The sequence below is a fragment of the Acinetobacter sp. QJM3NY_42 genome, from assembly GCF_056173745.1.
In genome coordinates, this window is the sequence record NZ_CM149689.1 from 1,792,541 (window position 1) to 1,811,240 (window position 18,700).

The 18,700-nt window shown below is 40.4% G+C and carries 14 protein-coding genes; all 14 read right to left on the reverse strand.

The features are described from left to right. Window positions 1–17: 17 nt before the first annotated feature. Window positions 18–371, reverse strand: a complete 354-nt coding sequence (locus AC0VYT_RS08435) for a hypothetical protein (protein ID WP_005019741.1) — start codon at window positions 369–371, stop codon at window positions 18–20. Then, entirely contained in the window at window positions 368–1,885 is a 1,518-nt protein-coding gene (locus AC0VYT_RS08440) for a PepSY-associated TM helix domain-containing protein (protein WP_005019740.1), read from the reverse strand. Before AC0VYT_RS08440 ends, AC0VYT_RS08435 begins: the two co-directional genes overlap by 4 nt. Before the next feature lie 11 nt (window positions 1,886–1,896). Next, window positions 1,897–2,169, reverse strand: coding sequence for a hypothetical protein (locus AC0VYT_RS08445; protein WP_005019738.1), 273 nt, complete (start codon window positions 2,167–2,169; stop codon window positions 1,897–1,899). An 83-nt stretch (window positions 2,170–2,252) separates the two neighbouring features. Continuing rightward, on the reverse strand, window positions 2,253–4,451 hold the full coding sequence (locus AC0VYT_RS08450; RefSeq protein WP_005019736.1) for a TonB-dependent receptor: 2,199 nt from the start codon (window positions 4,449–4,451) through the stop codon (window positions 2,253–2,255). Between the two features lie 199 nt (window positions 4,452–4,650). Beyond that, window positions 4,651–5,250 carry a GNAT family N-acetyltransferase gene (locus tag AC0VYT_RS08455; protein ID WP_005019735.1) on the reverse strand — a complete coding sequence of 200 codons (600 nt, stop codon included), beginning with the start codon at window positions 5,248–5,250 and terminating at the stop codon, window positions 4,651–4,653. Continuing rightward, the gene (locus AC0VYT_RS08460) at window positions 5,250–5,900 is read right to left on the reverse strand and encodes an RraA family protein (RefSeq protein WP_476496651.1); all 651 of its coding nucleotides are present in this window, start codon (window positions 5,898–5,900) and stop codon (window positions 5,250–5,252) included. The genes AC0VYT_RS08455 and AC0VYT_RS08460 overlap by 1 nt, the downstream gene beginning before the upstream one ends. A 14-nt stretch (window positions 5,901–5,914) precedes the next feature. After that, window positions 5,915–6,679, reverse strand: coding sequence for a (2Fe-2S)-binding protein (locus tag AC0VYT_RS08465; protein ID WP_005019731.1), 765 nt, complete (start codon window positions 6,677–6,679; stop codon window positions 5,915–5,917). 41 nt (window positions 6,680–6,720) lie between these two features. After that, the gene (locus tag AC0VYT_RS08470; RefSeq protein WP_005019729.1) at window positions 6,721–8,646 is read right to left on the reverse strand and encodes an IucA/IucC family protein; all 1,926 of its coding nucleotides are present in this window, start codon (window positions 8,644–8,646) and stop codon (window positions 6,721–6,723) included. 11 nt (window positions 8,647–8,657) lie between these two features. Continuing rightward, window positions 8,658–10,499 (reverse strand): IucA/IucC family protein, encoded by a 1,842-nt coding sequence (locus tag AC0VYT_RS08475; protein WP_005019726.1) that lies wholly within the window; start codon window positions 10,497–10,499, stop codon window positions 8,658–8,660. Window positions 10,500–10,521: 22 nt separating this feature from the next. After that, on the reverse strand, window positions 10,522–11,958 hold the full coding sequence (locus tag AC0VYT_RS08480; protein ID WP_005019725.1) for an MFS transporter: 1,437 nt from the start codon (window positions 11,956–11,958) through the stop codon (window positions 10,522–10,524). Window positions 11,959–11,971: 13 nt separating this feature from the next. Beyond that, window positions 11,972–13,381 (reverse strand): lysine N(6)-hydroxylase/L-ornithine N(5)-oxygenase family protein, encoded by a 1,410-nt coding sequence (locus AC0VYT_RS08485; RefSeq protein WP_005019724.1) that lies wholly within the window; start codon window positions 13,379–13,381, stop codon window positions 11,972–11,974. Next, the gene (locus tag AC0VYT_RS08490; RefSeq protein WP_005019723.1) at window positions 13,374–15,164 is read right to left on the reverse strand and encodes an IucA/IucC family protein; all 1,791 of its coding nucleotides are present in this window, start codon (window positions 15,162–15,164) and stop codon (window positions 13,374–13,376) included. The genes AC0VYT_RS08485 and AC0VYT_RS08490 overlap by 8 nt, the downstream gene beginning before the upstream one ends. A 545-nt stretch (window positions 15,165–15,709) precedes the next feature. Beyond that, window positions 15,710–16,102, reverse strand: a complete 393-nt coding sequence (gene cueR, locus AC0VYT_RS08495) for a Cu(I)-responsive transcriptional regulator (protein ID WP_005019722.1) — start codon at window positions 16,100–16,102, stop codon at window positions 15,710–15,712. Window positions 16,103–16,165: 63 nt separating this feature from the next. Then, a complete protein-coding gene (locus tag AC0VYT_RS08500; RefSeq protein WP_005019721.1) occupies window positions 16,166–18,643 on the reverse strand; it encodes a heavy metal translocating P-type ATPase in 2,478 nt (825 codons plus the stop codon). Window positions 18,644–18,700: the final 57 nt, after the last annotated feature.

Genomic DNA, 18,700 nt, shown 5'->3' on the forward strand with positions numbered 1-18,700 from the left:
TAAACTCTCAGTGAGATTTAAACTATAATATTATTAAATATATGAGTTAACAGATAATAAACTACCAGAAGAAATAAAAAGATCCAGATTAAAAAAAACCATTTTTTAAAATGATAGAAAAATAAAATCTGTAAAAAAAATGCTGAAGTTATAATCAAGAAAAACCAGCTGATAATTCCTACAGAAACACCATTATCCAGACAGTTCAGATATAAAGAAACGCCCATAAAAATAAACGATAATATTTTTAAAGAAGAACGAGCATGATTAAAAGCCAGGAAGTTATTATTAAGTTTTTTCATTCCAATTTGACTGGTCATACAAAGCTGCATCATTGCAACAACTGCCCATAATGTTGCAACCAAACTCATTTATTCACCTTACTCATTTGTATTTTTCTAAAATAATAACAAGCAGAAATATATCCTATAGCAATAAATATAAATACGAGGTCAACGCTTGCTATAGGCCATTGCTGATGTAACCATGTATTGAGGATGAAAGCTTGTGGAGAAAGAAATACAGGACTTAATACTGTTATCAATAAAATAAAAGCAGTGAATATAAAGGCTAAAATAATAGCTTTTTGCATTTTGATCAGCATCGGAATGATTAGAATTCCAATCCAGCTTATAAAAAATGTCAGTAACTCGTACTGAACTCGATGTTCAAGATTGGTTGGTAAAACACGGTTGGCCAAAAAATACATGGCTGTTGCAAATGGCAAGCCCAAGAAAGTGAAATAGTTAAGGTAACTCACTATCTTATAACTTAATGTATGTTGCTGTTTAATCCGTTTCTTTTGCCATAATAAAGCTCCGGCGACCAGCATGATGCAACCAGCAAAACCTAAACTCGCCAACACCCATCTCATTGATTGACTGGCGTAATAACCCAAATGAATCCCATAGGTTGCCGAGCTGATTTGAGCGACAGGATGAAGATTCCTTTCATTATTTAGTTGCCTTCCAGTATTTGCTAAAAAAATAATTTGTGGATTATTGAAAGTAATTAATTTTTTATATCCATAGTCAAACGTAATTAAGGCTTCTGTAGTATTTGGATTTTTAACTTCAAATTTCTCCAGAGTAGTACCATTACTGCCCTGTTGAGGTAATTGACTGGAGAAGGTAGAGAATTCTTTTAAATGAATACCTGAATCTGCTGCCAGTTTTGGCGGATTGATATATTGTATTTCGTTATAAAATTTTTTTATTCCATTTTCGCCATATTGTTGATTGATTCCCCAAGGCATAAGCAGGTAAAAGAAAATCATGATGCCAGTAAAGGCCATAATTAAATAAAAAGGAAGTGTTACTACACCAGTAATATGATATAAATCTAACAAGGTCCGCTGTCCCTTAAAACTCCGAAAGACAAAGAAATCTTTAAATATTTTTTTATGGGTCAATATCCCGGTGATTAAGGCAATGAGAAATAGAATGCCTATAATGACTACGAGCGTTCTACCTACTACATCTGGTAAGGGATAAAGACTGTAATGTAATTTAAAAAAGAAGTCGCCTCCCAAACTTTCTCGGACCTCTTTTAAGATTAATCCTGTATTCGGATCTTGTATTTTATGGTACTTATTTGTTTTATCTTGCCACTCTAAAGTGTTAAAGGGCATTCGGGAATTCGCAAGATTCACCCGCCATCTTTTTGCTTCCAGGGCATGCATATTTAAATAATCATAAGCGACTTGGGCCGATTCAAAAGAAGGAGGAGGCTTTTTTAAATATAAAAAGATTTCAGGTTTAGACCAGAGGTTAATTTCAGTTCTAAAGTAGGCAATGGAGCCGGTAAAAAAGATTAAGAAACCTGACCATAGTACAACTATACCCAACCAGCTGTGCAAAGTTGCCTGTACCTGGCGAAACTGCATTTAATGTTCTCCTATTTTTTTATTATCCAATAGCCTAGCAACAAGACATAACTCAGATAATTTATTCTCTTTTGCCATCGCTTAGAGCGCAGACCAGGAACTAATACAATATAAAAAATGAGAAAAATAAAACCCAGGAGGGCAGAAAAATAGATATTTTCAGCTTTTGCGAAAGGTAAATAATCAGGTAAAACCCAAGATATCCATACGCTATAGGCATAAGCTGCCAAGCAGATATAAAAAATCTCTCTAATAGATAACCATTCTGATTTCTTTTTATCCATTGACGTTATCTTTCATGACATCTCAAGAAATGAAGAACTATCTGTTCTGCTATAGACTGCTACAGATAGTTCCTGGATAAGTATTAATAATTAATGGTATAGCTTAAGCCGAAAGTACGACCTTCAGCAGGAATCGCCAGTATAGGGTTATCATTAGTAACTGCTGCTTGTTGAGCAAATACGGTTTTGTATTGACGGTCCCACAGATTATAAATACCAAAATCTACACGACCTTTAGCCATAGGAAAATGAGCCAAAACATCCATCGTGGTATAGCCTTTAATTTCGGCCGCACTATTACTATCTGTTAGACCCGCCGCTTTTAATGCCTGGTCATCTTTATATGCTTTATCTGTACCTTTAATAGCTTGTATTTGTGCGCGCACACCATAGCCTTGCTCATTGCTCCACTCAGCAAATAGAGTACCTTTCGTCGGGGAAACTGCAAAAGCATTAAGTTCATGCCAGTTATTTGCAACATCTTTATATTGTCCCCGCGTATAACCCAAAGTACCACCGACCTTATAATTTTCTATAAATGGATAACTCACAGTCGCTTCTGCCCCATAAATGCGCTGATCGGTATCGACTACATTTACTGAACGGTCAGAATTGAACTGTACTACTTTATCAGAAGTATTATAAAAACCCGTTAGAGCCAAGTTTATGCCATTATCCTGATTTAAGCGCCAACCCAGTTCATAGCTGTTAACTGTAATCGGTGCAATACCTGACGTCGTTAAAGTATATCCAGCTACACCATCACGCAGTACCCGTTGTACATCAGGATAACTATAACCTTGTGAAAAGTTGGCATACACTTGCTGTATATCTGTTAACTCATAAACTGTACCTAAATTGAACAGGAGCTTGTCAGAATCGGTAGAGTCAGCTGCCATTAATGTAATAGGTTTACGTGCAGTAAAATAACTGTCAGTATCCGCCTGAACATATTGATAACGTACACCTGCCTGAATATTTAAACGATCCGTAATGGCATAATCACCTTGTACAAATGTTCCAATATTCTGGATTCTTGTATCAGGTCCCGCACTTTCTTTTTTACCTGTAGGGGTATAAACCAAGCCATTATTACTAGGTTTATAGTAATCGGCCCACTGGTGGTCTTTTTCCCCGTCATAGTCCAAGCCATAGGTCAGCCTTAAAGCCCGGTCGGCTACCTGCAGATCAGATTGAACGGTAGAGCGAATTCCTGCATAGTCCACATTGGATTGACTTTGCTTTACGTCAACACCATCTTTTGAATAACCATATGGTACAAAACGTGCTTTTTCATTACGGTAATACGCTTCAATATTCAAAGTTTGTCCCAGGAAATCCTGATTTTGATATTGGGTATTAAAGGCATAGCGTTCTGTGAAAGGTTGTTTATCTAAACTCCATCCTTTAATGGCTTTATATGAAGGCTGTGTACCTTTTTGCAGATAGGAATAGTCAGGGCCATATTCGGTATCCTGTTCATCATTATAATATTGTGTACCAAAACTTAAGCTTTGCTGATCGGTTAAATTAAAGTTTAAACGGCCATTCACATCAAGCGTGTTAGTATCCATCGTGCTGCCCTGCCAAGGGCTTAACGGGATACGATTGTCTTTACCATCAAACTGCGAACCTCGGCTGGTATAATCTACACCTAAAAAACCATCCATCTTGTCATTATTAAATGAAGCGGTTTGTCCCACCTGATAAGCCAGGCTATCGCGACGGAAATTGTCAGCCGATGTCAGGCCCAACTTGGTCTGAAAACTGAAAGGTTTCGATTTATCTGCACGTTTGGTAATAATATTAATGATCCCACCCGTTGCACCTGAACCATAAATACTGGTCGCACCTGAAACTACCTCAATATGATCAATCATATTTGGACTGATGCTGTTGAGCTGTCGCGCCACGTCACGCGAACCTGTTTGTGAAACTCCATCGATCATGACCAATACATTACGACCACGCATGGTTTGTCCATAATTACTGGTTGTTCCACTACTTGGTGCCAGTGAAGGTACGAGTTGCGCTAAAACATCTGCGACTTTCCGGCTCGCTCCCGCCTGTTGAGCAATATCTTCACCCTGAATAGTCTGTACTGTACCCGCAATCTCAGCAATTGTTTTAGGTGTACGGGTAGCTGTGACCACAATAGGAGAAAGTTTCATTGTTTTATCTGAATTTTTCAGCTCTTTTAATTCAGAACCAGAATCTTCCGCATATAAAAGTGAAGAAATTGCTACAGTAAGAAAACACAGACTAAATTGAGATAGTCGCATTCTTAATCCCTTTATAAGAATATTAATATTGATGCAAATAATAATAATTATTATTATCAATGTAAATTTTTTGTTGCAATATTTACTATTTTTTCACTCAACTTTTTCAAGTTACTTTATCAACTAACCTGAATCGCTAAATTTTAGAATCCGGATTTTGAAAATGGTGAAAAAATAAATTGATAAGCTCAGTTAACAATTATTTATTTAAAAAAGATTTATATTCCCCACATCTTTCATAAAATTCTTCTCTGAAACAATGATATAGAATGGCATTTTTTTCTGGCATCCTGATTTTTTTCTGCGCTTTAAAAGCAATATCTTGTGCAATGTATTCATAAGATCTGACACGCTCATCAGGTTCGCCAACAATTTTTTCTGCAGGCGAATTTTCAAAAATAAAATAAATTATCAGGCGCATGACGGCTCTAAAATGCCCTTTTCCGACCACATTTTTTTCACCTAATAGAATATGCCAGCCTAAATCGTGATCTAATGCAGAGTAATACAATGATAATCTGTCTCGCTTGGCTTCATAAATCTCCAGATAGCCAACGTCCTCTCCTTCGATCTGAATAATGTAGAGCCGCTGATGGTCATCTACCTGCATTTTTTCAAAATATGCTGCCAGTTCCGATTCTGGCTTATTTAGTTGCCATTGTGGAATAACATGTGGTTCATGCATCCATTTATACAGGAGTGGAAAATCATCCGGTAAGCTTAAGGCCCGCAGTGCATAGCTGATACCTTTTTCCTGATAATTAAAGTGGTTTGGTAAGCAGGAGGATAAGGTCTTCATTAGATTATGTCTCTTTCTGAATTATTTCCGTGGTTTAGCTGGTGATAATAATCTTCAGGAGGATGTTGTTTAAAAAATTGATCACGTTTTTGCTGTTCGAGTAACTCCATATTTTGAAATTGGGCCACATATCTTTCTGCCATGTCAGGTTTTAAAATAAACACGCCATCAGCATCTCCAACCATAAGGTCACCAGTGGAGATAACGGCATCAAAATAATAAATGTCCTGATCAAAATCGACCAGGCTTTTCCCTTCGGCTCGGGTAGTTAAACAACTGACCGCCTGGGCAAAAACCGGAACTTTCATGGTACGTAAGGCGCTGATATCGGTAACTGCACCCAACACCACAATTGCAGCCAGTTGATGGTAAATGGCAGCTCGATGACGCTGTTCGCCCCAACAGGCGCGATTACCGATGTTGCGCGCATCGATCACTAAGACATCACCCGTTTTACTGGCTAAGAGAGCCTCACGAATCTGCATAACGTTAACAGAGTTTAAGGTGACTGTTCTGATTCTACCTGCTACCTGCTGAATTGAATTTACAGCATGAATACCGGGTAAATAGCCAGTATCTAAAATATGGCCGATGGTTGAACTGGAAATAGCGGAATAAGATTTTAATAAATTATTGGATAGTTCTAACATGAAGGTTGATCACTTTATGGGTGTTTATTTACTAATGGGCAACTGCCGCAGTATTCATTTTCAGCTTCAGGAAGTTGAAAATAAAAGCAGCATTTTTTACGCTGATAATTTTTAAGACTGGATTGACGGCTGTGTTGCAAGAGTAAAAACGGATTGTGTTTTAAACCAAACCGTTCAGCCTCCAGATCGAGTAGAAACTGACGTTGCATGTCGCTCTTGTAAATGTCATCGGGATTTTTGCGCTGCATCAGGTCATAGAACTGTAAAATACGCAGAGCGGTATTTTCCCAAAGCAGAAACCGTTGTACTTTTGCTACCTGACCGATCACCTGAAAAATCTGATTGAGGTCATGAAAAATCTTCAACATAAATGCTTCATAACCAGAATTTTGAGTACTTAGAGCCGTTAGTGATAAACTTGAAGCCTTAAAATTCAAATGCTGGTCCCAAGACCACGTCGGTGCCATTTGCACTGAAAGTGCTGACAGCTGCCAAGATAAATTTAGCTGTTCAGTGAGCAGGGCATATAGATAAGGAAATAGCAGCGGAACAGCCCAATATTTTATGAACATTGAACCTGAACAGGTCAGGTTTAAGGCCTGAATACGGGACTGAAATTCACCCAATACCATTGCACAGTGCCGGGGCTCTAATAAATCTGCAAAGCTCAATGCATTGTGCTCATGTAAATTTATCTGGATATTAAGTTTTTCAGCCAATATCTTTCTGGCCTGTGCTAAACCTGGCTGTTCAAATTCCAGTGCAAAATCAATATTCATGACAGAGATATGGGAACGCACGTTTTAGAGACCCGTTTTATTCACTGTAATGAAAAGTGCGAAACTTTTTTTAAAATATTACAGGTTTCGCCGATGCTGCTGGGCATGCTCCCTACTCGATTCTGCTGCTCCAGCAATGGACGAATGAGCTGTTTATACGGCCACTGTGCTTTTTCGAATAGAAGGTTCTGTAACTCAGCCCTCGCCTGTGCACACAATGGGGTATGATTCAAAGCCTGCTGTAATTGTTGAGCTAATACGCGCCACAGTTTAAGTTCATCAATATGATAATATTCAGCAACTGCTTCTAAAATACTGGCCAGATTGACCTGTATGCCCAAGGTCTGTAAATACAGGATCAAGTCTTCGACAGCATCATGATAAAGCGTAATTCTAAAATCATGCGGGCTTAAATAGCATGGATCTTCCAGGCCGTGTTCTAGCAACCAAGGTAAATAGATCCGCACCGAATCATGGTCACGCAGCATAAAGCCTGAGAACTGCCCTTGATTAAGGACTATGCAGATATTTTGGCCATGAATTTCTCCCATGAGGCCTAAGCGGAATAAACGTAAATTCACCTCAAAAAAATCTTTGCACAAGGTTTTAAATGCATCAATGACATTAGTCTGGTTCGACTCAAGCTGTTGAGCCTTGAGAATCAGCTCAAACGGATAGATTTCTCCTTCAATGCAATGCCCTAAACTGGCCATTGGAATAAGCTGGTAGGGATGCTGCAATAATTCGGAAGGAATACGGCGCCGCTGAGCTGCCAGATGCATCGGCCGCTCTTCAAATAAAATAAGATTATCTGGTGTTAGATTTTCAGGTTGATGAGGTAAATATGCCCACCACTGGTTCTCATCACACAACCACAAGCGTTTTTTCAGTACATCATCTTTTTGTTTGGCAACTTGCAAAAGTTTCTGGTTTTTTTGTCCATTAATCATTTTGACAATCGGTAAAAACCGTAGCGAGCCTAAAGATTTTACTGCTAATGGAAGCTTCAAACTGTCTTGTGGTTTGGTCTCAGACAGCAAACTTCTTAGGGAAGAACTGGCATACAGGTCAGCAGACTGAAATTGCAAGGGCACAATCACCTGCTCGTCAAGTTCTAGCTTAAACTGATCTGCCAGTACATGCTCAAACTGCCAGGCATGCATAGGTAAAACCAGATAATCAGCACTCACCCCCTTCTGATTTAGCTCCTGCTGTAACTGTAAACTTTCTTCACTGCTCAAGAAAATTTTGGAGGGTTGATGAATTTTAAGCTGGGTCACGTCCTGTCCAAAAACTAGCTTTTCTTTTTTAATTGCTACCCAGTTCAAACGGATGGGCTGTGAAAATTCTGGGCTAAATTGCCGGTACTCATCATTGGAAAAACCCTCTTTGAGCTTGGCCAGTGGATGATAAGGACGGTCTCGAAGTGCAGCATACTGTTCTAGCTGAATAAATAATTCAGCAGGTTGATCTGATAACCATGTTTCAGAACATATCTGATGATGGTTACTGAGCTGGGTTTGTAGCAAGGTTAATTCCAGTTCGGCGCTTAAGTTTGCTAGCTTTGATTCCTCACAGCCTGAAAAATACTCCAAACGCCGCATAGCATTAAATAAGTCCAAAGCATTGCATAGACAAGTTTGAAAGCCTTGATCTGTCAGAACCTCTACCCGAAAACGGCACGCCAAGGGCTGAATTTGCCAGTCCTGTTTAATGGCTTTGCGTACGGGCAACAGAATAAATTCGGCTACATGTGAGTTGAACAGAACAGCAAAATAGCTCTGATCTGTATACCCTTCAAATAATGAATCAAAACACTGGCCAAAACGGGCTTTTAATCGGGTTTTAGCCTGCTGCCGGGTGAAAATAACCTGCTCGGAAATATAGCCTTCTACCAAAAAACTGTTTACCAGATCGACCAGAACCATTTGTGTGCTAACAGTGGGTGAAAACAACATCGTATTCATCTGATACACTCTTAAACTGATAGTTGACAAAATGCATGTAGTGGATTATTCACCAGACGTAGCTGTACTTTGCTATCACCAAACAGCCGTCTTTTGGTTAAAGATTCAATGCAGAACTGCGCTGCAAATACATCAAATTTTTCATATCTACTTTGATGCTGTGGGTATTTTTTCTGGAAGTGATGAATAATATCGGCCGCCTTTTGCCAGAATTGCTGTTCAGCTAACCCAATTTGCTGTTGCAGGGTGATCGCAATATCACTCAAAGCGACAAAAAATAGGCAGGCACAACTAAAATCCCGAACTGCATTTAAATCATCAGTCAAAATAAAGGACATGCGATTGGCTTTGGCATGCTCTGCCGGCAAGGCATGTAATTTAGGACACTTATCTGGATAGGTTAGATGGTCCGGATGAAAACGAACACCGTCATGAAAATCTTTTAAAATAATGCGGGTTGGCCAGCCATTCTGATGTAGCAGAATGATGTTTTGTCCATGTGATTCAGAGCCGATTCCTTCAGCATGTAATAAAAACAGAATGGGCTGGATCACCACGGAGAGGAATTGGGTCAGCCAGGCTTCAGTTCCATGTGCATCTAACCAAGGCTGAATCAGAAGTTGGCCATCGTTCTGGACATGACTGATGCCGTTCAGCGGAATGGCATCTTCCCCCGGCTTCAAATAGTGGTGAATGCTTTCACGCCATAGACTTCCAATCGTGCCATAAGCCTGTCTGGCATGAGACGCGGGAAGCTTGGTAAAATCAACAGCAGTCGCATGCACTTCTCTTAAAATTGCAAAGTCTAAAGAACGGGCAATCTCGTTCTTTTCGATCAGGCCTTGCAACCAATCGGTAATTAACGGGCCATTCATGGCGGCATGCGAAGCCAGAATTCGTGAGCTTGAAGTATTGGTTAAACTCATCGAAAGTTTGATATAAGGCTTTTCTGGATGCTGTAAGTTGGTTAAGGTTCTTAATGATTGCTGAGCAATATAGGCATCAGTACCACGGCCTAAATACACCATTTTTTGTGCGGTTATTTCTTCAAAAAATGTATGGACCAGGGTATTTTCCCACTGCCAGGGATGTACAGGCAGCCAAGTATATTCAGTAGCATCCAAGCCCTGCCTTACCAAAACCTGAGTGAATATTTCTGTCTCTCCTTTAGTCAGCTGTTCATGTAAAAACTGATCTGCATCAATTGAGTGAGAGGCATTCTCTGAACATAAAGAAGAATGTACAGCCAGCCAGACCAGATGGACCGGTTGTGCATACTCTACGCCATATTTCAAGTTATCTTGCAGGCTGAAGCCAATCCGGGACTTATAACACGGGTGATAGGGATGTCCCGCCATCAAATAGGTTTCGAGAACATCATAGCTGTGCTGGACAGCAGGAAGCGAAAACGCATTTTGGTACTGCTGCGATTGCACATCATGAATAAAAGTCCGTTTTAATTCATGAATAAAATCTTCTAGTTTTGCCGCATTTGGAATAGCCCGAACAATTTCATCAATCACCTGATTTAATTGTGCAACCGTTCTTTGCCCGGTATGGTCCTGGCGCATGACATCATGATCATCCATGCGCACCAAACCAAAACTCAAATAGTGTTTACCCGAGGCAATATACTCTACCGCCTGCTGGTTTCGATCCTGAGCACTGATGACAAAACAGTCATTTTCTATTGTGGCTGCAATCACCTCTTCATAAATCAGTGCCTGAAATAACTGTTTAATAACTCGTTGCTCTACCTTTTTAATGGCAGCCTGATCGGGTTGTTGCCAAGCCAAGGTAGGTGTAAAAGCAGAATGGTTATTTTGTGCGAATGCTGTAGCTAAGTGACCCATAATTTTTCCTTAATTATTAATTTTAAACATGAAGTGTGGACTGTTTTGAATGTGGAAATTTCCATGCATAGGACAAGCCTAATAGCATCATGCCGGCACAGAAGAAAAACAGTTCGCGAATTGCATACAGTTGTGCAATAGGCAGTTCATGGTTCAATAACAAATGCTGTGTACGAATTTGTAAATAAAGTGCAGCCATCACCACGGCGACAGCCGAACAGAGGCGCCGAAACAGATTATTGACAGCGGCCCCTTGCGTGACCAGCTCTGGATTATGTAGATGATTAAGCCCTGCGGTGGTCGCAGGCATATATGACAAGCCAAAACCCAGACCATGAATGATCATGCAAAAGATGAGCAAACTAATAGATAGACCGGCGGCCAGGCCCAGCCCTATAAAGGCGATTGCAGTTAGCAACAGGCCAAAACTGATCAGCCGTTTTGCACCGTGCTGATCTAGATATTTACCTGCGTGTTTGCTGCATAGACTGGTGGCTAAGGCACTACTCATCAGCAATAGGCCTGTCCAGATTGGACTTAGCTGAAGTGTATTCTGGACCAGTAATGGAATCAGTAGCAGGCTGATAAACAAGCCAACAGTATGTACAATCGAAATGATCAGACTATAATTAAACTCACGGCTTTGAAATAAGGGCCAAGCAATAATCGTGCTGGTTCTTTTTCGGCTGAACCAAATAAAACCAAACCCGCTTAATCCACTTAAACCGAACAGCCACCAGAATAAAGACCGGGAAAAATCTGCCCATTGCTTAATTGTGCTTAGCCCCAACAGTAACGAAATGATTGAAACCGCCAGCAAGCTAAAACCGAACCAGTCAAATTTCAAATTGCGAATAAGTGACTGCTTGGGCAAATATAACCATCCGATGGCCAACGCTGCTAGAGCCAAGGGAACATTTAGCAAAAAAAGTACTTGCCAACTGAACCAGACTAGAAGCAGTGCACCCAACATCGGGCCACAGGCCAGAGTCAGCATGATCATTGCGCCCCATAGTCCCGTTGCACTACCACGTTGCTGTTTCGGTGTCACTGAAAAAATAATGCCCAGCGACAATGGAATCATCAGTCCACTTGCAAAACCCTGTAAGGCCCGTACAGCCAATACTGTTTCAAAGCCAGAGGCAAATAGACCGCAGACTGAGCTCAACATAAAAATACTTAATGCAGATAAGTAGACTTGGCGCTGACCAAAGCGCTGGCTTAAAAAACCAGTTAACAGCAGGCTGAGGCTCATGGTTAAAAGAAAAACTACCACCACCCAGCTTACTGCTGCTTCTGCAATCTGAAAATCCTGCATCAACTGGGGAATTGCCGGGTTAAAGCTACTATTATTGAGACTCACCGTTCCTGTTCCCAACATAACAGACAGCATGACCCAGCGTTGGGACAGGTCAGGATCCGAAACAGAACGGGAATCTGAATTTGATATTTCAGCCATGATAATTCCCCATTTATTTCATTGAATATTGAGGAAATAAATCTGCTACTTTTTTTGAAATCGGTGATGAAATCACATCTGTCCGAAAATTACTTTTGGCTATAGCAGCAGGCATAGCAAACGAAGCTTCAATTTCCTTAATCTGAAAATCCTGAAAACTTTGTCGGCCTTCAATTTCAAAATAAGTTTTACCTAAAATTTGATTAGCTATTTTTGCAGAACGAAAAGCTCCTAAACCCAAGTCAGGCGTCCCGATACCATGATGCTGCAAGTCCGTGTTCTGGACATAAATTTCCCCATCACCCTGATAATTGAGTTGATGGTTTTCATTTATTTCCCACTGATGCTGTAGATTTAAACCAATCTTAGAGCCAAGCTTATTTAAAAAGTCTAAAGATGGGTATTGATAGCCCGTTGCAGCAATAACCGTACTGGCTTGTATATTTAAATTCTGCTGTTTCTGTGTCTGTAAAAATTTAAGCTGAATATTTTTTCCATGAACCAGCTGGGCATTTTCAAGATGATAATGGCCTGCCAGAGTGACATGTGTATCTACTGCTCCAATACTGCGCTGATAAAGCCGTTCATAAATATCACGAATGGTTTTGGCACTAATACCCTTGTACAGGTTGGCCTGAGTTGCAGGTAATGTCGTTTTTAAGTCTTGGGATAAATGATAAAAATAAGACATATAATCTGGACTAAAACTTTCCAGACCGAGCGGCGTATTTTCCATGGGAAAAAAGCCTGCTGAACGGGTGAGCCAATATAAATGAAATTTTGCTTGCCCGGTTTCAGGGTTAATCTGCCTGTCAAATAAGTCAATAAAGATTTCAGCAGCTGATTGACCCGAACCAATGAGCACCACATTGCCCGATAACTGCTGATCACCCTGATGCAGATAATTCGAGGAGTGCAGACAGTGTGGATGTTGCTCGGCTATCCGCTGTAATGGCTGGGGTAACTTGGGTGTTGTTCCTGTTCCCAACACCAGTTTTCGAGTTTGATGCACAGATAGCCGGCCTTTTTGTTCGGTAATAACCTGAAAACCACCTAAAATTGGCGCGATGTCGGTTACTCGGCTACCAAACTGCAAATGCTCTAATTGTTGAACGACCCACTGACAATAATGATTGTATTCTTGGCGTGGAATATATAAATTTTCCCGAAAATAGAACTTATATAGACGTTGATGGGCTTTTAAATAATTTAAAAAGCTATACGGGCTGGTCGGCTCGACCAGACTAACCAGATCAGCCATAAAAGGTACTTGCATCATGGCATTAGGTAGCTGTATGCCAGCATGCCAGTCAAAATCCTGATGTTTCTCGAAAAACTGGTATTTGAGTGAGCTCTGCTGATGAAGCAAGGCTGCCAGACTTAAATTGAAGGGTCCTAAACCGATCCCGATAAAATCAAGCATATTCAGCCTCCACTACAGTCTGTGCAACATACAGCGGGTTTTTAAGGTTGATGTAAATGGATTGCTGAGAAATATGGGCCTGTAATTCATCTAACTCATACAAACGCGTCATCAAATTACCTTTATAGGGAAAGGTTTCTTGATATAAAACAGTTTTTAATAAATTACTTTCCGGATATTTCTGGTAAGCCTGCATCAGACAGGATTGCAGTATTTCAATCAGTTTTTGCTCTTCAACTACTCCTGTTATACTAATGGCATTGATCAGACCGAATAAAGTATTACCAATAAAGTAGTAACGGAAACGTTCATCCACTAAAGCTATTGGACAGACTGCTTGGCCATCTGTTGCAAGTGTCGGGAAACGTTCTAAAATTTCGCTGGCCAGCTCCTTAATATAATAGAATCCCTGATTGTCTCTAAACCAGACATTTTTAGGCATACCCTCTTCAAGCTCAATTAAAGTATTTTGCTGATGGGCTTCAAATGCCATACCAAATTCATGATACAACTCCATTAGTGGCAAAATCGTGATTTCCAGAAAACGCTCAAACCACTGCAAAGCAATATTGGCTTGGCTTTGACCAGTTTTTCGGGAAAGATTCGCAAAGATTTCACTAAAACGGTTTTTAGCTTCAAAAGGATGGTCTTGGCAGAGTGAAGCAATACAGGTCACATCAGCATTTTCCTGGAATGGGTTTTCGCGCAAAATACAAATGGTTTCATCTAAAACCTGTCCGTTAACTTTTAAAGCCATCCAGGCCGGATCACTGATAGTTTTTAAATGTGGATGACGCTGCCTGAAACCGGAAAGGCACTCATCATTCCACAATTTGTAGCTCAGCAAGCCACGATGACATTCTTTATAAAGATTAACTCGAATAGAGTTGGTTACGGCGACTGTCAGAGATGTTTTAAACATCCAGGGCGCCTGTTCGCTATATAAAGTACGTACCGAGGTGGTCGCTTTCATCTCCCAACCCAAGGCACCAAAATCAACCAGTCTGCCTTGATGTAAAAGCTGTTGATACCAGTCTTTATCTTTTAAGTAGCGGGCTTGCCATGGATGTAATGGTAATAACGCATAATCAGGATACTCATCCATTTTGGCTTGGTGATAGGCATTAAAAAATGGTGCAAGGTCCTGTTTTAATTGGTTAGAAATATCAGTTTTATGTGCATTGTCATGTACTACCTGATCTGGATGGATATACAGGAAATGCATCTTAAAAGTACTTTGGGTTTCTGGAGAATAAAGCTGCCAGTCATTTTGAACAAAACCCTGACGGCTCTTTGGTGAGGGATGCATACTATGTCCGAGAACCAGAGCTTGCTCACTTTGAATAAAGTTTTGCTGGGCCTTAATTACGGCATCGATCTGCTCTTCACGGTAACTCAGAAATTGTTGCAGAGCCCCACGGCTTTGAATCCAGCATTCAAGCAAGGATGAGGAATCTAATGCTTCATCATTTTTTTGAAAAATTAAATTTTCCAACAAGTTTGCTGCCAAATTGACCGGGCTCAGCTTCAGTATTTTCCCGCCTTGTTCTACCCACGGTAAAGCAGCGAAACGATGTCTGCCTACTTTGCTCACATAGGCAAGTGGCGCATATAAAAACCCGGAAACCGTTTGCAAAGGAATACACAATACGGTATTTCCCTGACTCTGGTTTTGTAACTGTTGCGATTGTTCTGCGCTAGGAATAAAACGACCATTACCTGTTTCTTGTAGATATGCATTGACTAAATGTTGTAAAGCGATCTTATCCGTGAACGATCTCATCTTCATCACTCTATTAAGTAAAAATAGTGTGATGAGTAAAATATACTTATATAAATTAATTGTAAATGATAATTACTATTATTTACATTTTCATTTATTGATGTACTAGTAATCGATATTGCATACAGAGCTTTTAAAAAAATTCCATTAAATTAAATATTTAAATAAAAATTTCTCTATAGATACAAGAACGGATAAAATTATTAAGAAGTTATAGCGAAGTAATTTAGGTTGGGATGACTAACTGCTTTAGTATCCGAATATATTGATTTAGATGTTGAGTATATAGCTGAAATTAACGTGAAAACAGCGGCAGCCTTAGGTCATAGTCCGCTCAATACAGAAGATTTGTCCCTATCAGTTACAAAATTTTTATATTTTTTAGATGATAGTTTTTCTAGAAAATTACCTTATACCGCAAATAAATAAATATAAATTTATATATTAATTAAACAAAATCAAAAAATTATCAGAACATCTGTCTCTCGTATTGTATATAGCTTTAGGTATACTTTCCTGTAGCATAAATGACCATCCTCGCTATTTTATTTTCCTTTTTCAATATGATTTAAAATTGCACAATCTGCACTATTATCGCCAGTACAATAATTTGCTGATGTCTGTAAAAGATTAACCATTTCCTGAAATCTGGCGATTCTTTGTTTTAATTCATCGATATGTTTTAAAGCCAGTTGCTTAACCTCAGCACTTTGACGATCTGTATTTTTCCATAAGGAAACCAGTTCTTTCATTTGCTCTGAGGAAAAGCCTAAATCTCTGGCATGCTTTATAAAAACCAAGGTTTTTAGATCACGTTCCGAATAAATCCGATAGCCAGAATCCGATCTTTTAGCAGGCTCAAGCAGACCAATCTGTTCATAATAACGGATCATCTTGGTTGAAATGCCTGATTGTTTCGAAGCTTGACCAATATTCATTTATTACCTCTGGCCTAAACAGGGTTTCAACCTTAATTCGGTTTCTACCCTTATCAATATAGTTTATGTACTTATCTGCAGCGCATTGAAATATTTTAGGCGTAAGGCATTACCCAATACAAAAACAGAAGATAATGCCATGGCACCCGCTGCAAAGATGGGTGACAGTAAAATACCAAATGCAGGATACAACACCCCCGCTGCAATAGGGATCAAGGCAATATTATAAACAAACGCCCAAAACAGGTTTTGTCGAATGTTACTAATGGTTGCCTTACTTAATGCGATTGCATTGGGTACACCCTGTAAATTACCTGACATCAATATAACTTCTGCTGCCTCAATCGCCACATCGGTACCTGTGCCTATTGCCAGGCCAACATCAGCTTGGGCCAAGGCTGGCGCATCATTAATACCGTCTCCAACAAATGCTACCCGACCATATTGCTGTTGCAACTGACGTACTACCTCAACTTTTCCATCAGGCAGAACTTCAGCCACGACCTGATCTATATGTAAACGCGCAGCAATCGCTTGAGCAGTATGGCGATTATCACCTGTAATCATGGCTACCTTCAAACCCAACTGGTGTAAGGCATTAATGGCAGCATATGTGGTTTCCTTGATGGGGTCAGCAACAGCAATAATGGCTGCTAATTCATGGTTAATTGCCACATAGATTGGGGTTTTACCCTCTTGTCCCAAACGTGCTGCTTCCTGCTCAAAAGATGTAACATTAAGGCCCAACTGCTGCATGTAACGGTCAGCACCAATCTGGACACTCTGTCCTTCAACCTCTGCCTTAATGCCTGATCCTGTAACTGAATCAAAAGCTGTTACAGGCAACAGATTGATTTCTTGCTGCTCTGTAGCCTGAACAATTGCCAGTGCAATCGGGTGTTCAGATTTTGCTTCAACCGACGCCACAATCTGTAAAACTTTCTTATGTTCAAAACCTTGCTGAACATGAAAATCGGTCAATAGTGGCCTGCCTTCAGTCAGTGTACCTGTTTTATCTACTGCAACAACCTTAACTTCCTGTAAAAGCTGAAGAGCCTCACCTTTACGGAATAACACACCCATTTCTGCACCGCGTCCTGTACCTACCATAATTGAGGTCGGGGTCGCTAGTCCCATTGCACAAGGGCAGGCAATAATCAATACTGCCACTGCATTCACCAAACTAAAAGTTAAGGCAGGTTCTGGGCCGAAAAGAAACCAGACAATAAAAGTCAGCGTAGCTAACAGCATTACCATTGGAACAAACCACATCGTGACTTTATCAACCAACATCTGAATAGGGAGCTTGGAGCCTTGAGCCTGCTCAACCATACGAATGATTTGTGCCAATACAGACGACTCGCCAATCGCAGTTGCCCGAATATTTAATGTTCCGTTCTGGTTGATTGTCCCGCCTACAACCTGGTCTCCCGAATGTTTTTCTACAGGAACAGGCTCACCTGTAATCATGGACTCATCAATATAGCTTCGGCCTTCCACTACTTCCCCATCAACAGGCACACGTTCGCCAGGACGAATCTCAACAATCGTGTCAGTAGTCACCTCTGCAACTGGTACTTCTATCACCTGCCCATCACGATAAATACGCGCTGTTTTAGCCTGCATTCCTATTAAATGTTGAATAGCCTGTGAAGTACGTCCTTTAGCTTTTGCCTCTAAATAGCGTCCTAATAAAATCAAGCTCACAATCACGGCTGCTGCCTCATAATAGACATGCACTGTGCCTTGAGGCAGTATTTCTGGAATAAAGGTTGCAACCAGTGAGAAGCTATATGCGGCCAGCGTTCCCACAGCAACTAGAGAATTCATGTCTGGTGCCAAACGGAACAGGGCCGGAATTCCTTTCTGGTAAAAACGTCGGCCTGGAAATATGAGTACCAGTGTGGTTAGAACAAATTGAATCAGCCAGTTCGGTTGATGACCAATATATTCCATTACCCACATGTGAAAGGCTGGAATCATATGCGAACCCATTTCCAAAATGAAAACAGGCAGAGCTAAAATCAGGGAAAGAATTAAATCACGTTTAAGCTGTTGTTGTTCTGAGGCCTTTTTGCCCTGTTGTTCATTTTGATCTTGCTCAGCCAGCTTGGCAGTGTAGCCAGCCTTTTGTACAGCCTGAATCAGATCATTAATTTGTAATTGAGTATTGCCTTGTACCCAAGCCCGTTCAGTTGCAAGATTCACATTGGCCTGTTGTACACCTGTCACCTTTTTTAAGGCTTTTTCTACTCTTGCTACACAAGAGGCACAAGTCATCCCATCAATTTCAAGTTCTATGGGCTGCGTAGCACTAACTTCATAGCCAGCTCGCTCTACGGCTTTAGTCAACACCATAAGGTCTAAAGGCTCAGAAGAAGAAACCACGGCCTTTTCAGTGGCCAGATTAACCTGGGCACTTTCAACGCCCTCCACTTTCTTCAATGCCTTTTCCACACGCCCAACACAGGAAGCACAGGTCATACCGGTGATGAACAATGTTTCACGATAGGGAGAAGGTTTTATATTTTTTGAATCCATAACAACCTCTGTCATGACAATCTTTAAGGTGCAGCATACAGATTGACATCATGGTAA

Bases quoted from the DNA above. Each gene is read 5' to 3' on its own strand.
- AC0VYT_RS08480 (WP_005019725.1), bottom strand. From the start codon at position 11,958: ATGGCTGAAATATCAAATTCAGATTCCCGTTCTGTTTCGGATCCTGAC.
- AC0VYT_RS08500 (WP_005019721.1), bottom strand. From the start codon at position 18,643: ATGGATTCAAAAAATATAAAACCTTCTCCCTATCGTGAAACATTGTTC.
- AC0VYT_RS08435 (WP_005019741.1), bottom strand. From the start codon at position 371: ATGAGTTTGGTTGCAACATTATGGGCAGTTGTTGCAATGATGCAGCTT.
- AC0VYT_RS08450 (WP_005019736.1), bottom strand. From the start codon at position 4,451: ATGCGACTATCTCAATTTAGTCTGTGTTTTCTTACTGTAGCAATTTCT.
- AC0VYT_RS08485 (WP_005019724.1), bottom strand. From the start codon at position 13,381: ATGCTTGATTTTATCGGGATCGGTTTAGGACCCTTCAATTTAAGTCTG.
- AC0VYT_RS08460 (WP_476496651.1), bottom strand. From the start codon at position 5,900: ATGTTAGAACTATCCAATAATTTATTAAAATCTTATTCCGCTATTTCC.
- AC0VYT_RS08455 (WP_005019735.1), bottom strand. From the start codon at position 5,250: ATGAAGACCTTATCCTCCTGCTTACCAAACCACTTTAATTATCAGGAA.
- AC0VYT_RS08490 (WP_005019723.1), bottom strand. From the start codon at position 15,164: ATGAGATCGTTCACGGATAAGATCGCTTTACAACATTTAGTCAATGCA.
- AC0VYT_RS08475 (WP_005019726.1), bottom strand. From the start codon at position 10,499: ATGGGTCACTTAGCTACAGCATTCGCACAAAATAACCATTCTGCTTTT.
- AC0VYT_RS08465 (WP_005019731.1), bottom strand. From the start codon at position 6,679: ATGAATATTGATTTTGCACTGGAATTTGAACAGCCAGGTTTAGCACAG.
- AC0VYT_RS08470 (WP_005019729.1), bottom strand. From the start codon at position 8,646: ATGAATACGATGTTGTTTTCACCCACTGTTAGCACACAAATGGTTCTG.
- AC0VYT_RS08445 (WP_005019738.1), bottom strand. From the start codon at position 2,169: ATGGATAAAAAGAAATCAGAATGGTTATCTATTAGAGAGATTTTTTAT.
- AC0VYT_RS08440 (WP_005019740.1), bottom strand. From the start codon at position 1,885: ATGCAGTTTCGCCAGGTACAGGCAACTTTGCACAGCTGGTTGGGTATA.
- cueR (WP_005019722.1), bottom strand. From the start codon at position 16,102: ATGAATATTGGTCAAGCTTCGAAACAATCAGGCATTTCAACCAAGATG.